The organism is Micromonospora sp. NPDC048909, assembly GCF_040649635.1.
Taxonomy (GTDB): domain Bacteria; phylum Actinomycetota; class Actinomycetes; order Mycobacteriales; family Micromonosporaceae; genus Micromonospora.
Genome location: NZ_JBEZFU010000006.1, coordinates 61,962 through 77,458, shown reverse-complemented (window position 1 = coordinate 77,458; position 15,497 = coordinate 61,962). Strand labels below are relative to the sequence as shown.

Genomic DNA, 15,497 nt, shown 5'->3' with positions numbered 1-15,497 from the left:
GGAAGGCACCGATGAGCACCACACTGGATCTGACCGCCGTCAAGGCACGCCAGCAGAAGACCTGGGCCAGCGGCGACTACGGCGCCGTCGCGGCCCGCATCCATCCGATGTCGGAGTGGCTGGTCGACGCGGCCGACCTGCCGGCCGGGGCCCGGGTGCTGGACGTGGCGACCGGAACCGGCAACGCCGCCATCGCGGCGGCCCGCTGCGGCTGCCTGGTGACCGGGGTCGACTACGTACCCGAGCTGCTGGAGCGCGGTCACGCGCGGGCGGCGGCGGAGGGGTTGCCGGTGACCTTCGTGACCGGCGACGCGGAGCGGTTGGCCTACCCCGACGGGGCCTTCGACGCGGTGCTATCGGTCGTCGGCGTGATGTTCGCGCCCGACCAGGAGCGGGCGGCAGCGGAGCTGGTCCGGGTCTGCCGGCCCGGCGGCACGCTGGCGCTGGCGGCCTGGACACCGGACGGCTTCATCGGCGAGCTGTTCCGGACGGTCGGCCGGCACGTACCACCGCCGGCCGGGCTGCGCGCCCCGGTCGAGTGGGGCAGCGTGGAGCGGGTGCGCGAGCTGCTCGGCGGGTCGGTGCACGACCTGCGGACGACGCGCCGGGAGTTCGTGTTCCGCTTCACCACGCCGGAGGAGTTCGCCGACTTCTTCCGGGCCAACTACGGCCCGACTCTGAAGGCGTTCGAGGCGCTGGAGGCCGACCGGCGACCGGCGCTGCACGCCGACCTGGTCGAGTTGGCTCGCCGGCACGGCGTCGGCACCGACGGCACGGTCCGGATCCCGTCCGCGTACCTGGAACTGGTCGCCCGCCGCGCGCCCGCGAGCTGACCCCGGGGGGACCGAACGGTCGGGGCCGGGAGTACCCGTCGGGGTGCTGCCGGCCCCGACCGCAGTACGCGGCGAGCTACGCCGCAGCCGCCGCCAGCCGACCGGGCGCGCGCCGCTCCACCGCCAGCTGGGCCGCCAGCGCCGCCACCAACAGCGCCAGGGCGGCCAGGGCGGGCAGCAGCCGGACCAGCGGCAGGGCGGCCAGGCTCAGTCCAATGCCGACCAACGGAGCCGGCGTGACCCGGCCCGTGGTGAGCCGCAGGAAGAGCGCCCGACCGGCGAGATACAGGGCGGCGCCGCCGTAGAGCGCGACGGCGGCGGGCATGCTGAGCGCCCCGCCCATCTCCCCGGGGGCCTCATGGATCAGCGTGGCCAGCACCTCCTGGATGCCGAGCGCGACGTACATGATCCCGGCGATGAGTGGAAAGTGGGCGAGGCTGTACGCGTCGCTGGCGAGGGTCCCCCGGCGCGACCAGGGCACCTCGGCCAGCGCCCCCTCGGCGGTCGGCGCGATTGCCTCGAAGTAGAGCCGCCACAGGTAGACCGCCGTGGCGAAACCGAGCAGCGCCGCCACCAGCACCGCCCACCTCATCAGTTCGGTGCCCGCGCCGGCACCGATCGAGATGAGCGACTCGCCGATGGCGATGATGAGCACCAGCCGGTGCCGCTCGGTGAAGTGACTGACACTGCGCAGCTGCCAGGGGCTGTACCGGGAGAGGAACCGGCCGCCGCCGACGTCGATGATGAAGGCCAGCGCCCAGAGCAGGGTCTGGGCCGTCCCGCCGACGAGCGCGCCGACCACGAGCGGAACCCAGGCCAGCACCCCCGGGACGCCGCTGAGTCGCAGCGTACGGCTCAACTGCGGGCTCCCGGAAACCCGCAGGTAGATCAGCAGGTGCAGCCCCCGGACGATGATGTACGACAGCGCCAGGACCAGGGGCGCGGGCACTCCGGCGCCGAGCGCCTCGTGCCGCCAGGAGTCGGGAATGACGACGGCGGCCAGGAACATCGCCGCCATCGCCGCGAGGGTGCCAGTGCGGACCACGCCGACGTCCGCCCGCACCTCGTTGCCCAACCAGGCGTACGCCGACCACGAGAACCAGAGCAGCAGAAAGAGCAGCAGCCCTCGGGTCATGCTGACGGCGGTGGGCTGGTCCGCCATGAACTCGATGATCCGGGTGAGCGCGAAGACGAAGACGAGATCGAAGAAGATCTCGAAGCTCGTCGTCCGGTGTGTCTCCTCGGTCCGCTCGTAGCGGGACCAGAAGGCGGGCATGCTGCCATCTTCTGCCCAGATCCGGCACAGCGCGCCCGGTTCCCCGATCAGCCGCGCCGGCGGCGTTCAGCGCGGCGGCGGTGCGCGGCGAGGATTCCCCGCCCGAGCTGGGCCGGGCGCTGCGGCTCTCAGTCCTGCCGCTCGGCGCGCTCGATCTCGGCGAAGGCCGCCGACAGGTAGCCGGCGAGTGGTCGGCCGGTGCTGGCCAGCAGGTCGGCGACGAGCAGCGGGACGTGCCGGGCGAGCGCCGACGAATCCGGCGGGGACTCGTCGCCGTCCGGGTCGTACACCCCGAGCGCGCCGGCGAGGAGCACCAGCAGCACGTGCGGGTCGACGTCGGGACGCCACTGGGCGGCGCCCCGGACGCAGCGCTCCAGCACCTGGCGGACGTCGTCACCGTCCAGGCCGTCCGGGTGGCTCTCCTCGAGCAGCAGCCGGACCACCGCGCCCAGTACCAGGCCGGACCGTTCGGCCGCGCCGAGCCGGGTCACCGCGGCGTCGTACGCCTCACCGTCGCGCTGCTGGGCGGCGGTCACCGCGTCGACGGCGGTCACCGCGATCTCACGGGCGGGGGCGGGCAACTGGCGCCAGGTCGTGGTCACCGGGTCAGCATCGCAGAACGCCCCGACGTCAACCGGACGCGTGGGCTTCGTCACGTCGGCGACGCCCGTACACCGGGAAGGCGCGGCGTTCGCGACCGCCGTGCCCGCCGGCGGCGATAAACGGGTCGCTGCTCGTCACACCCGCCGACCAGAATCGCGGCATGTTAGGTCGCGCCCTGCCCCGCCGCCCGGAAGCCCGCCGGATGCTCCTCGGCACCCTGCTGTCGGCGGTTGGGCGTGGCCTGACCCTGCCCTTCCTCTTCATCTACCTGACCGACGTACGGGGGCTCACCGACGCCCGCGCCGGCCTGGTGATCGGCTGGTACGGCGCGGTCACCCTGGCGCTGTCGCCGCTGGGCGGCACGCTGATCGACCGGTTCGGCGCCCGCCGGGTGGTGCTGCCCTGCCTGCTGATCGAGGCGGTGGGCACCGGTTCGCTGGCCCTGGTCGACTCGACCGCCTCGGCGTTCCTGGTGATGACGGTGATCGCCGTCGGCAGCTCGGCCATCTGGTCCGGGCAGAACACCATCCTCGCCTCGCTCACCGACGACGGCGAGCGGCAGCGGGTCTTCGGTCTGAACTTCGCCCTGCTCAACCTCGGCATCGGCATCGGCGGCCTGACCTCGGGCGCGATCATCGACACCAGCCGCCCGGTCACCTTCCAGACGATCTACCTGCTGGACGCGGTGAGCTACCTGATGCCGGCGCTCATCCTGCTCACCCTCCCCGGGGTCGGCCACCGGCTCGCCGCCGGGCCGGTCGGCGAGCGGCTGTCGGCGGGCGGCTACCTCACGGTGCTGCGCGACCGTCCGTTCCGGCGCCTGGTGATCTTCGGCCTGGTCCTCACCACCTGCGGCTACGCGCAGATCGAGGTGGGCTTCGCCGCGTACGCCGTCCGGGTCGTCGAGGTCAGCCCACGGGTGGTGGCCTGGGCACTGGCCGGCAACACCGTGATGATCGTGCTCGCCCAACTGCTGGTGATCCGGCGGATGGAGGGTCGCAGCCGCACCGCCGCGCTCGCCGTGGTGGGTGCCGTGTTCGCCATCGCCTGGCTGGTCCTCGGCGCCGCCGGCGTGGTGGGCACGAGCAATGCGCTGCTGGCCGCGCTCGGCGTGGTGGCCTGCTCGGCGATCTTCGGCTTCGGCGAGACCCTGCTCTCGCCGGTGATGCCGGCGCTGACCAACGCGCTCGCCACCGACGAGCTGCGCGGCCGCTACAACGCGATGAGTTCGATGATCTTCGGCATCAGCGGGGTGATCGGCCCGGTGACCGCCGGCCCGCTGATCGGCGCGGCCGACGGAAAGATCTGGGTCATCGCCGTCGTCAGTGGCTGCCTGATCGCGTCGCTGGTCGCGCTCTCCCTGCGCCGGCTGCTCAACCCGACCCAGGACGGCCGCCAGCTCCTCACCCCGTCGTCCCCCGAGCCCGCTACCACCCCGCCTGACCCCACCTCCCGCCGCCACAGTGGCGGCGGCGCGCCAAGATCGCGCTCGATCCCGGATGTAGTCCCCTCCACCCCAGCCCAACCCCGCTCTTTCCACGATCGAGCATGATCTTGCCGGCCCACCTGGGGCGGACCGGCCGGGGAGAGCGGGTGGGTACGGGTCGGGCCCCGGAGCGGGTGCTCCGGGGCCCGATGGGTTCGGGGTCTGCCGTCAGGCGGCGGAGACCTCGGTGGTGGTGCGGATCCGGTCCAGCGCCGGGGCGGAGACCGGCGACTCGGCGGTCAGGTACGCCACGAAGGCGTCCAGGTCGATCTGGCCGGTGACCAGATTCGTGCCGGCGGTGAGGGCACTGAAGCCGTCGCCGCCGCCGGCCAGGAAGTTGTTCACCGTCACCCGGTAGGTGGCGGCGGGGTCGACGGTCGCGCCGCCCAGCGTGAGGCTGCCCCGGACGACCCGGCTACCGGCGCACGGGTCGGTCGTCGGTGCGGTGGTGCCGTTCGGGTCGACCACGTAGCCCACAGTCGACGACGGGTACAGGATCCGCCCGGTGACGAACTGCTGCTCCAGCACGCAGTAGAGCTGCGCGCCGGTCAGGTCGAGCGTCACCAGGTTGTTGGCGAACGGCTGGACCGTGAACGCCTCCTCGTAGGTGACCGGGCCGGCGTCCAGGTCGGCCCGGACGCCGCCGGGGTTCATGAACGCGGCGACCGCGTTCTGCTCGTCGTCGGTGGCCGCGAGCTGCGCGTCGGCGATCAGGTTGCCCAGTGGCGACTCGCCACACGAGGCCGGCACCGCCGGCGAGCACGTGCCGAGCAGGTTCTCCTGCGTCCGGGTGATCGCCGCGGTGGTCTCGCCGACCTGCCGGTCGGCGACCGGGCCGAGGACGGTCTTGTAGCGCTCGATCAGCGCGGTCTGCTTCGGGTCCTTGGCGACGTCCCGGGTGACCACGACGTTCTCGGCCTGCGCGGTGAGCACGTCACCGGTACGCCGGTCGATCTTCAGGTCGATGTCGGTCACCAGCCGGCCGAACGAGCTGGCGCTGGTCACCAGCTTGCCGTTGATGTCGCAGTTGTACGCCTGGTGGGTGTGCCCGCTGACCACGACGTCGATCGACGGGTCCATCCGGTTGGCGATGTCCACGATCGGGCCGGTCATGCCGACGCAGTCGTTGATACCCCCGCCAGCGGCCTGCGTGCCGCCCTCGTGCAGCAGGACGACGATCGTCTGCACGCCCTTGCGCCGCAGCTCACGGGCGTACCGGTTGGCGGTCTCCGCCTCGTCGGCGAAGCTCAGGCCGGCCACACCCTGCTGGCTGACGATCTCCGGGGTGCCCTCCAGGGTCATCCCGATGAAGCCGACCTTGACGCCCTGCACCTTGTGGATGGCGTACGGGGGCAGCAGCGGCCGGCCGGTGGCGGTCTTGAACGCGTTGGCCGAGAGGTACTGGAAGCCGGCGCCCTTGAACGGGGTGCCGTCGGCGCAGCCGTCCACCGGGTGGCAGCCGCCGTTCTGAATCCGCAGCAGCTCGGCGGCGCCCTCGTCGAACTCGTGGTTGCCGACGCTGGCGTAGTCCAGCCCGGCCATCGACAGCGCCTCGATCGTCGGCTCGTCGTGGAACGCGGCCGACAGCAGCGGGGAAGCGCCGATCAGGTCACCGGCGGCCACCGTGATGCTGTTCTTCTTCTTGGCCGCCGCGCGCAGCTCGGCCAGCTGGGTGGCCAGGTACTCCATGCCGCCCGCGGTCTGCCCGGCGATGGTGCCGCTGGAACCGGTCGGCGGTTCGAGGTTGCCGTGGAAGTCGTTGAGGGCGAGCAGGGTGACGTCGACGGGCTTCGGTCCCGCCTCCGCCTGGTCGGGGGTGGTGGTGACCGCGCCGAACGCGGCCACCGCGAGTGCGGTCAGGCCGACGGCGGCCCGACGCATCCCGGGGATGGTCATGGAACTCCTCATGGGAATCGGTGCGTGCGGTGCCCGGACGATGGGTGGGCCGGGCACCGACCGACACCGTCGGAAGGATCGGTCTCGGTGGCAGCGGTTGGGGGTCACTGCCCCGTCCGGGACAGCCTCTCATCCCCGGCCCGGCCGGTCGACCGAGGAGCCCATCAGACCTGCGAATACGTCCGGCGACCCGGCCCGGTCAACCGGATGAGTCCGACCTGACCGTCGGGTCACCACGGGTCGCCCCGCCCGAGACCGGAGACCGTCCACCAGGGATGCCGGTGGCGCCGGCCGGCAGCTCCGCGGCCACCAGGGCTTCGACTTCGGCCCGCTGCCATCCGCCGGCGACGCCCGGCCGGTCGGCGAGGTAGCTCGCGATCCGGGCCGCCGGCCAGCCGTGCGCCTCGTGCAGGCCGCGGGCGATCATCCGGAGGTAGACCGGGGCCGGCGGCGTCCAGGGCATCGCCGACGCGGGCCCGGGCGCGGTGAAGGTGAGCAGCGGCATGCCGTCCCGGCGGCCGGCGCAGACCAGCGTCTCGTAGCGGCCCGGCCCGATAGTGGCCCGCCCGGTCGCCACCGCCTCGGCGATCAGGTGGAGGTCCGCGCCGGGCGGCCCGTACATCTCCTGCGCCGCGACGTCGGCGAACTGGTCGGTGGTGAGCAGGTACGCGCGGGCCGCGGCCCGGCCGGGCAGGTGCGGGTCGTAGAAGGCCATCCCGCCGGTCCAGGCCCGGGACTCACCGGCGAAGTAGACGCCGCCGGGCAGCCACACCGGCGCGGTGCGCCGGGGTGGTCGCGGGTCCCGGCAGCCGGGGTACGTCCGGCGGCCGCCGGGTGGGCAGCCGCCGGTCAGGTACCAGTTGAGCCGGGCGGCGTGCATGTTCGACCCGTACGCGACGTACCAGAGGTGCATCGGGTCAGAACCCGCAGGTCTGCCCGGCGGCGTGGCTGACCTGCACGGTGTGCGTGACACATTCTTGGCCGTCGACGAGGTGCAGCAGGAAGGCGGTCGGCTCGGCGACCCAGCCGATCTCGTCGTCGGCGCGCATGGTCAGCGAGCTCTGCCGGACGGTGCTCGGGGCAACGGTGAGCACGGTGCCGGCGAACGCCGCGGTGACCGGCCGGTGCAGGTGGCCGGCCGCCACCCGGACCACGTGCCGGTGCCGGCGGATCACCTCGGCGAACGCGTCCGCGTCGGCCAGCCGGATGGCGTCGGCGGCCGGGATGCCCACCGGGACCGGCGGGTGGTGCAGGCAGACCACGGCCGGCACCTCCGAGCGACCGGCCAGCACCCCGTCCAGCCAGCTCAGCTGCTCCTCACCGAGTTGCCCACCGTCGGCGCCGGGCACCAGGGAGTCGAGCACCACGACGGTGGCTTCCGGGTGGTCGACGTGGTAGTAGGCCGAGAAGCCCCCGCCCAGCCAGGGCGTGCCGCCGAAGGCGTCGAGCAGCGACTCCCGGTCGTCGTGGTTGCCCGCCGCCAGGTGCACCGGCAGCGGGAACTGGCCGATCAGTCCGCGCAGCGCCTGGTACTCCTCGGGGCTGCCGTGCTCGACCAGGTCGCCGGTGATCACCACGCAGTCGGGGCGGGGCCGCAGCGCGAGCACCCGGCCGAGCGCGCGGTGCAGCCCGGCGGCCGGTTCGGCGGCGAGCGGGCCGGTGGTCAGGTGCGGGTCGCTGAGTTGGGCGATGAGCATCTGCGCGCCTCCTCGCGGCGGGATGTCCACGCTATCGTCGCGCCGCCCCGTCGGCGGGCCGCTCTGTCCACCGGCTGTGTCCACAGCCTGTGGATAGCACATGTGTACGAAGCCGCTGCGCGTTCCTGAGCGGGACGGCACCGCGCCGAACGTGAGTACGCTTGATCGCACGGTTCGGCGCCGGCCGACCCCACCCCTACCTGGAACGACGTGCGAGTGGATCACCAGCGAGTCATCCGTGACGTCACGGTCCGCCTCCCCATGGCGTCGACCGCCGTGGAGGCCTGCCAGTGGACCGTCACCACGCTCGCCCGGTACGCCCCGGCCACCATCTCCGTGCTGCTCCAGGCCCACGACCGGCTGCGCTGCGTCGCCGCCACCGGCGCCTGGCAGGTCTTCGCGACCGTACCCCCGAAGACCGGCATCGTCGGGCGGGTCTACGCCTCCGGCGAGGTCGCCGTGGTGCCAGACGTCAACGCGGACCCTGACTACCTACCGGTCCGCCCGGACGTGACGGCCGAGATCTGCGTCCCGGTGCTGGACCGGGCGGGGCGGCCGATCGGCGTGCTGGACCTGCAGTGGGGCACGCCGGTCGACCTGGCGCCGTGGCGGGACACCGCGGCGCGGCTGGCCGTCCAGCTCGGCGCCCGGATCACGGCGCTCGGCGGGGTGCCGGCGGAGAGCCGCAGCGAGAAGCTGCTCCGGCACGCCGCCGCGCTCTCCACCGCCGGAAGCGAGTGGGACCTGATGAGCGCGGCCATCTGCGCCGCCCGGGACGTCTCCACCCTCTCCGCCGCCGTGCTGCTGCTCGGCGACCGGGACGAGGCCCGGCTCGGCGCGCCGCCGCGCGCGCCGGGCGAGCTGGAGTCCCGAATCCGCGCCGAGCTGACCGAGGCGGGGCCGGCGGCGCTCGGCCGCATCGTCGGCCGGGCGCACCGCTACGGTGCCGGCTACACCCTCGGCGAGGCCGACCACCCGCCGACCGAGGACTACCACCCGCTCGCCGCCGCCGGCGTACGCACCCTGGTCGCGGTCCCGGTCGGCCCGCCGGACGAGGGCGGCGTGCTCCTCGTCGCCGACGAGCGGCTGCTGCGCCCCGACCCGACCACCGTCAGCCTGATGGAGCTGCTCGCCGCGCAGGCCTGGAACGGCCTGGACCGGCTGCGCACCCTGGCCCGGTTGCGCGAGCAGGCCAGCTCGGATCCGCTCACCGGGTTGCGGCACACCGGGCCGTTCGGCCAGCGGATCGCGGCGGCCACGCCCGGCCGGACCGCCCTGCTGGCGATCGACGTGGACGGCTTCAAGACGGTCAACGACACGTACGGCCACCAGGCCGGCGACCGGCTGCTGGTCGACCTGGCCCGGGCGTTGGAGGGTGCCCTGCGCCAGGGCGACGAGCTGTACCGGATCGGCGGCGACGAGTTCGTGGCGGTGATCGAGGTGAACCGCCCGGAGGAGGCGGTCCGGATCGCCGAGCGGCTGACCGAGGCGGCCCGGCGCACCGGCCGGACCATCAGCGTCGGGGTGGCGCTCCCCCGCTTCGGCGAATCCGCCGAACTCACGCTCCGCCGCGCCGACCAGGCCCTCTACGCCGTCAAACGGCACGGCCGCGACGGCGTACGGCTGGCTCCCGCCTGACCCACCCCGGTAGGGGAGGGAGATCAGCGCGGGGTCAACTCGGTGGCCAGGACCTCGGCGATCTGGGCGGTGTTCAGGGCGGCGCCCTTGCGGAGGTTGTCGCCGGTGATGAAGAGGTCCAGGGCCCGGGGGTCGTCGAGGGCGCGCCGGATCCGGCCGACCCAGGACGGGTCGGTACCTACGGCGTCGATCGGCATCGGGAACTCACCGGCGGCCGGGTCGTCGACCAGGATCACGCCCGGTGCGTTCCGCAGCGCCTCGCGGGCCCCCTCGGCGTCGACCTCGGTGGCGAAGACGGCGTGCACGGCCACCGAGTGCCCGGTCACCACCGGCACCCGGACGCAGGTGGCGGAGACCTTGAGGTCGGGCAGGCCGAGGATCTTCCGCGACTCGTTGCGGATCTTCATCTCCTCGGACGACCAGCCGCCGTCGGCGGGCGAGCCGGCCCAGGGCACCACGTTCAGCGCCAGCGGCGCCGGGAACGGACCGAGGTCGTCGCCGACGGCCTGCCGTACGTCGCCCGTGCGCGAGCCGAGCGCCCGGTCGCCGGCGATCTTGCCGAGCTGGGCGTGCAGGGCGTCCACGCCGGCTTGGCCGGCGCCGGAGACCGCCTGGTAGGAGGCGAGTACCAGCTCGCGCAGGCCGTACTCGCGGTGCAGCGGGGCGACCGCGATGATCATCCCGAGGGTGGTGCAGTTGGCGTTGGCGATGATGCCCTTCGGCCGGTTGCGGACCTGCTCCGGGTTGATCTCGGGCACCACCAACGGCACGTCCCGATCCATCCGGAACGCACCCGAGTTGTCCACCACCACCGCGCCGCGGCCGACCGCCACCGGCGCCCACTGGGCAGAAACCTCGTCGGGCACGTCGAACATCGCCACGTCGACGCCGTCGAACGCCTCGGCGGTCAGCGCCTGGACGGTCAGCTCCTCGCCCCGGCAGCGCACCTTGCGCCCGACGGACCGCTCGGACGCGATCAGCCGGATCTCGCCCCAGACGTTGCGGCGCCCGGTGAGCAGCTCGCACATCACGGTGCCGACGGCACCGGTCGCCCCGACCACGGCAAGGGTGGGCAGCGCCCCCATCGGCGCTACCGCCCCGTCCCCGCGTAGACCACGGCTTCGGTGTCACCGCCGAGCTCGAACGCGTCGTGAATGGCGCGGACCGCCGCGTCGAGGTCGGTGTCCCGGCAGACCACGGAGACCCGGATCTCGGACGTCGAGATCATCTCGATGTTGACGCCGGCGGCGCCGAGCGCCGCGAAGAAGCCGGCCGCGACGCCCGGGTGCGAGCGCATCCCGGCGCCGATCAGCGAGACCTTGCCGACGTGGTCGTCGTAGAGCAGGCCCTTGAACTTGACCGACTCCTGGATCTTGCTCAGCGCGGCCATCGCGGTCGGACCGTCGGTCTTGGGCAGGGTGAAGGAGATGTCCGTCCGCCCGGTGCCCTCTGTGGAGACGTTCTGCACGATCATGTCGATGTTGATCTCAGCGCCCGCCACGGTGTCGAAGATGCTCGCGGCGGCGCCCGGCTCGTCGGGCACCCCGACGATCGTGATCTTCGCTTCGCTGCGGTCGTGGGCGACCCCGGTGATCAGCGCTTGCTCCACAGGAAGGTCCTCCATCGATCCGGTGACCATCGTGCCGGTGTTGGTCGAGTATGACGAACGGACGTGGATCGGCAACCCCGCCCGCCGCGCGTACTCCACGCTACGCAGGTGCAGCACCTTGGCGCCGCAGGCGGCCAGCTCCAGCATCTCCTCGTAGGTGATCTGCTTGATGTGCCGGGCGTTCGGCACGATCCGCGGATCGGCGCTGAAGATGCCGTCGACGTCGGTGTAGATCTCGCACACGTCGGCGTGCAGGGCCGCGGCGAGCGCCACGGCGGTGGTGTCCGACCCGCCCCGGCCCAGCGTGGTGACGTCCTTGGTGTCCTGGGAGACGCCCTGGAAGCCGGCGACGATCACCACCGAGCCCTCGTCGAGCGCGCCCTTGAGCCGGCCCGGGGTCACGTCGATGATCCGCGCCCGGCCGTGCACCGAGGTGGTGATCACTCCGGCCTGCGAGCCGGTGAACGAGCGGGCCTCGTAGCCGAGGTTGTGGATGGCCATGGCGAGCAGCGCCATGGAGATCCGCTCCCCGGCGGTGAGCAGCATGTCCAGCTCGCGGCCCGGGGGCAGCGGGCTGACCTGGTTGGCCAGGTCGAGCAGCTCGTCGGTGGTGTCGCCCATAGCGGAGACCACCACCACGACGTCGTCACCGGCTTTACGGGCGGCGACGATCCGCTCCGCCACCCGCTTGATCCGCTCGGCGTTGGCGACGGAGGACCCGCCGTACTTCTGCACCACGAGTGCCACGACGGTGCACTCCCTCCCGGCGACCCTGAGCGTGCCGACGCCGCCGGTCACGGGGCCGGCGGCGCGTGTCAGACCTCCTGAGCGTATCGGGCCGGCCCGACCGGCGGGTCAGGTGATCCCACCATCCGGCCCGGGCGGGCCCGTCCGGACGGCGGGCGACACGCCGACCGGCGGCGGGTCCACCGGGCCCCGCCCGGAAGCGGGGCACCGGAGAATGGGCCCGTGCCTGCCCACTCCCACCCGGCCCGACGCACCCGCCACGAGCGCCCGCTCGGCCGCCTCACGACCGGCCCGCGCCGCCTGCGCCGGCTCTCGCTCGGTGCGCTCGCGCTCACCCTGCCGGCGTTCCTCGTCGCCTGCGCCACCGACCAGCCCACGACCCCGCCGCCGGCCGAGCCCGAACCGGTGGCGGTCGACGCCGCCCGCGACGAGCTGGCCGGGTTGGCCGCGGCCGCGCAGGACCGGCACCTGGTGGCCAGCTACACGCAGACCAGGGCCGGTCAGCCCGATCGGACGATCGTGGTCACCAGCGCGAACGACGGCAGCTGGCGGGTCGACGTGCCCGGCGGCGCGCTCGGTGGGGCCGCCGACATCTCGCTGGCCGCAACCCCGGACGGGCTCTTCCAGTGCGGCCTGCCGTCGGCCGCCCGGCCCGAGCCGGCCAGCTGCGTACGCCTCGGCGACCGGGACGACAACCTCCCGCGCCGGCTGGACCCCCGGGTACAGCATCCGTTCACCGACTGGCTGGACGTGCTCACCGACCGGCGCGCCCCGCTGTCGGTCTCGCCCGCGAAGCCGCTGCCGGGCGCCGGCGGCGCCTGCTACTCGGTGGAGACCACGTCGGCCTCGCTGAACGCCCCGCTCGACGTCGGTATCTACTGCTACGAGCAGGACGGCACCCCCACGGCGGTGCGGACCGAGCACGGCACGCTGAAGCTGGCGGGCCCGCCGGGACCGGCGCCGGTCACGGTGCAGCTCGCCGGGCCGGTGGTCGAGAGCGAGCCGCTCGGCACCAGCTCTCCCCCGCCACCCGACCCGTCCGGCAGCCCGAGCCCGGGAACGTCCTGACCTTCATCCCGTTACGGGTGCTCTTGCCCACATTTACCTGGCCCGTTCGTTGGGGCGAAACGGCCATACGGGACGCTTCCCCCATGGTCGATCTCACCCCACTACTCGCCTTCCGCTGGAGCCCCCGGGCCTTCGACCCGGACGCCGAGCTGAGTCCGGACGAGGCGGCCTCGCTGCTGGAGGCGGCGCGTTGGGCGCCGTCGGCGGAGAACGGGCAGCCCTGGCGGTTCGCCCTCGGCCACCGGGACGACGAGACCTGGAAGCGAATCCTGATCAACCTCCCGGGCCACGACCAGGGCTGGGCCCGGCATGCCGCCGCCCTGGTGGTCGGCGCGCACACCGGCGGCGACGCCGAGCGGGCCGCGTACGACCTGGGGCAGGCGATCGCACACCTGACGGTGCAGGCCACCGCGCTCGGCCTGCACGTGCGCCAGCTCACCCGCTTCGACCGGGCCGGCCTCGCCACCGAACTCGACCTGCCGGGCGGGATCCGCCCGCTGGTGGTCGCCGCGGTCGGCCGGCTCGGTGACCCGTTCACCCTCCCGGCCGAGCTGCGCGACCGGGAGACCGGGCTGCGCCACCGCCGCCCCGTCGCCGACCTGCTGCTGCGCTGAGGCAGGAATGAATCCGGTCTCATAGTGCGGACCTGCCTTCCCACCCCCGATCCCATCACGTAGGGTCACCCTGTCATGTGGCGTGCGCTCCTCCTTCGCTGCCGCGACGAGGCCTGACCGGCCGGCACCTCGTCGCGGAGTCGAACCGCGCCGTCCAGCACATCCGAACTTTTCCTCGGCACCCGCACGGGCACCGTCGCCCGGCACCTCGCCGACACCTTCCGATTGCTGACGCCCACATGACCCACGGGAGCACTCCGTCATGGCTCAACCTGTCACCGACGCCGAGACCGATCCGATCGCCCGGCAGCGCCCCAGCCGGATGCCGTTCCAGCGCTACCAGCCCTACCAGCAGCAGTTCCGGATCGACCTGCCGGACCGCAGCTGGCCGACCCGGCACGTCGAGGCCGCACCCCGCTGGTGCGCAGTGGACCTGCGCGACGGCAACCAGGCGCTGATCGACCCGATGTCGCCCGAGCGCAAGCGCCGGATGTTCCAGCTGCTCGTGCAGATGGGCTACAAGGAGATCGAGGTCGGCTTCCCGTCGGCGAGCCAGACCGACTTCGACTTCGTCCGCCAGCTGATCGAGCAGGACCTGATCCCGGACGACGTGACGATCCAGGTGCTCACCCAGTGCCGGGAGCACCTGATTGAGCGGACCTTCGAGTCGCTGCGCGGCGCGAAGCGCGCGATCGTGCACTTCTACAACTCCACCTCCACGCTCCAGCGCCGGGTGGTCTTCGGTCTGGACCGGGACGGCATCACCGACATCGCCACCACCGGCGCCCGGCTCTGCCAGAAGTACGCCGAGATCCACACCCCGGACACCGACATCCACTACGAGTACTCGCCGGAGTCGTACACCGGCACCGAGCTGGAGTACGCGCTGGAGGTCTGCGCCAAGGTCATCGAGGTCATCGACCCGACGCCGGACCGGAAGCTGATCATCAACCTGCCGGCCACCGTCGAGATGGCCTCGCCGAACGTCTACGCCGACTCGATCGAGTGGATGCACCGGCACCTGCCGCGCCGCGACAGCCTGGTGCTCAGCCTGCACCCGCACAACGACCGGGGCACCGGCGTGGCCGCCGCCGAGCTGGGCCTGCTGGCCGGCGCGGACCGGATCGAGGGCTGCCTCTTCGGCAACGGTGAGCGGACCGGCAACGTCGACCTGGTCACGCTGGGCCTGAACCTCTTCTCCCAGGGCATCGACCCGATGATCGACTTCTCGAACATCGACGAGGTGAAGCGGACCGTCGAGTACTGCAACCAGCTGCCGGTGCACGAGCGCCACCCGTACGCGGGCGACCTGGTCTACACCGCCTTCTCCGGCTCGCACCAGGACGCCATCAACAAGGGCTTCGACGCGCTGGCGGCGGACGCCGCGGCCGCCGGGGTGCCGATGCACGAGCACAGCTGGGCGGTGCCCTACCTGCCGATCGACCCGAAGGATCTGGGCCGCACCTACGAGGCCGTCATCCGGGTCAACTCGCAGTCCGGCAAGGGCGGCGTCGCGTACATCATGAAGAGCGAGCACCAGCTCGACCTGCCGCGCCGGCTCCAGATCGAGTTCTCCGGCGTGGTCCAGCAGGTCACCGACCACGACGGCGGCGAGGTCGAGCCGTCGGCGATGTGGGAGATCTTCGCCCGGCACTACCTGGTCGACCACCAGCCCGACCCGGCGGTCACGCTGGCCGGCTACACGATCAGCACCGTCGAGGGCAAGGTCGAGATCGAGGCCCGGATCGGCGTCGGCGGCGAGCAGCCGTCGCTCACCGCGGTCGGCAACGGCCCGATCGACGCGTACGTCAACGCGCTCCAGTCGGTGGGCGTGGGCGTACGGGTACTCGACTACCACGAGCACGCGCTCTCCTCCGGCGGCGACGCGCAGGCCGCCGCGTACGTGGAGTGTGAGGTCGACGGCGGCACGGTCTGGGGCGTCGGGGTGGACGCGAACATCGTGACCGCCTCGATCAAGGCGGTGACCAGCGCGGTCAACCGCGCCCGCGGCTGACTCGGCGACGGGGAAG

At 72.9% G+C, this 15,497-nt stretch carries 12 protein-coding genes and 1 pseudogene; 6 read left to right on the top strand and 7 right to left on the bottom strand.

The window, feature by feature from the left end:
* The first annotated feature begins 11 nt into the window (after positions 1-11).
* Positions 12-833: a class I SAM-dependent methyltransferase gene (locus AB0C04_RS17970; protein ID WP_357055498.1), complete on the top strand. Its 822-nt coding sequence runs from the start codon at positions 12-14 to the stop codon at positions 831-833.
* Between the two features lie 76 nt (positions 834-909).
* On the opposite strand, the gene AB0C04_RS17965 is transcribed toward AB0C04_RS17970, so the two are convergent.
* Together AB0C04_RS17965 and AB0C04_RS17960 are read right to left on the bottom strand one after the other, a co-directional pair.
* Positions 910-2,109 carry a low temperature requirement protein A gene (locus AB0C04_RS17965; protein ID WP_357055495.1) on the bottom strand — a complete coding sequence of 400 codons (1,200 nt, stop codon included), beginning with the start codon at positions 2,107-2,109 and terminating at the stop codon, positions 910-912.
* A gap of 128 nt (positions 2,110-2,237) precedes the next feature.
* On the bottom strand, positions 2,238-2,711 hold the full coding sequence (locus tag AB0C04_RS17960; protein ID WP_357055492.1) for a hypothetical protein: 474 nt from the start codon (positions 2,709-2,711) through the stop codon (positions 2,238-2,240).
* Positions 2,712-2,872: 161 nt separating this feature from the next.
* On the opposite strand from AB0C04_RS17960, the gene AB0C04_RS17955 reads away from it, so the two are divergent.
* On the top strand, positions 2,873-4,264 hold the full coding sequence (locus tag AB0C04_RS17955; RefSeq protein WP_357055489.1) for an MFS transporter: 1,392 nt from the start codon (positions 2,873-2,875) through the stop codon (positions 4,262-4,264).
* A 102-nt stretch (positions 4,265-4,366) separates the two neighbouring features.
* On the opposite strand, the gene AB0C04_RS17950 is transcribed toward AB0C04_RS17955, so the two are convergent.
* From AB0C04_RS17950 to AB0C04_RS17940, 3 genes are all read right to left on the bottom strand, one after another.
* The gene (locus AB0C04_RS17950) at positions 4,367-6,094 is read right to left on the bottom strand and encodes a bifunctional metallophosphatase/5'-nucleotidase (protein ID WP_357055486.1); all 1,728 of its coding nucleotides are present in this window, start codon (positions 6,092-6,094) and stop codon (positions 4,367-4,369) included.
* A gap of 199 nt (positions 6,095-6,293) precedes the next feature.
* Positions 6,294-7,007, bottom strand: coding sequence for a histone deacetylase (locus AB0C04_RS17945; RefSeq protein ID WP_357055483.1), 714 nt, complete (start codon positions 7,005-7,007; stop codon positions 6,294-6,296).
* Between the two features lie 4 nt (positions 7,008-7,011).
* A complete protein-coding gene (locus AB0C04_RS17940; protein ID WP_357055480.1) occupies positions 7,012-7,791 on the bottom strand; it encodes a phosphodiesterase in 780 nt (259 codons plus the stop codon).
* A gap of 216 nt (positions 7,792-8,007) precedes the next feature.
* Between AB0C04_RS17940 and AB0C04_RS17935 the strand changes: the two genes are divergently transcribed.
* Positions 8,008-9,429 carry a diguanylate cyclase gene (locus AB0C04_RS17935; RefSeq protein WP_357055477.1) on the top strand — a complete coding sequence of 474 codons (1,422 nt, stop codon included), beginning with the start codon at positions 8,008-8,010 and terminating at the stop codon, positions 9,427-9,429.
* 23 nt (positions 9,430-9,452) lie between these two features.
* Here AB0C04_RS17935 and AB0C04_RS17930 read toward each other — a convergent pair whose 3' ends face one another.
* Positions 9,453-10,514: an aspartate-semialdehyde dehydrogenase gene (locus AB0C04_RS17930; RefSeq protein WP_357055474.1), complete on the bottom strand. Its 1,062-nt coding sequence runs from the start codon at positions 10,512-10,514 to the stop codon at positions 9,453-9,455.
* Between the two features lie 5 nt (positions 10,515-10,519).
* Complete coding sequence (locus AB0C04_RS17925) at positions 10,520-11,785, bottom strand: aspartate kinase (RefSeq protein ID WP_357055471.1); 1,266 nt, start codon at positions 11,783-11,785, stop codon at positions 10,520-10,522.
* Between the two features lie 222 nt (positions 11,786-12,007).
* Here AB0C04_RS17925 and AB0C04_RS17920 point away from each other — a divergent pair, with 222 nt between their 5' ends.
* The 3 genes and pseudogenes from AB0C04_RS17920 (at position 12,008) to leuA (ending at position 15,481) form a co-directional block, all read left to right on the top strand.
* Positions 12,008-12,853 carry a hypothetical protein gene (locus tag AB0C04_RS17920; RefSeq protein ID WP_357055468.1) on the top strand — a complete coding sequence of 282 codons (846 nt, stop codon included), beginning with the start codon at positions 12,008-12,010 and terminating at the stop codon, positions 12,851-12,853.
* An 83-nt stretch (positions 12,854-12,936) separates the two neighbouring features.
* Positions 12,937-13,492, top strand: a pseudogene (locus AB0C04_RS17915) (nitroreductase family protein).
* Positions 13,493-13,729: 237 nt separating this feature from the next.
* Positions 13,730-15,481 (top strand): 2-isopropylmalate synthase, encoded by a 1,752-nt coding sequence (gene leuA, locus AB0C04_RS17910; protein WP_357055465.1) that lies wholly within the window; start codon positions 13,730-13,732, stop codon positions 15,479-15,481.
* Positions 15,482-15,497: the final 16 nt, after the last annotated feature.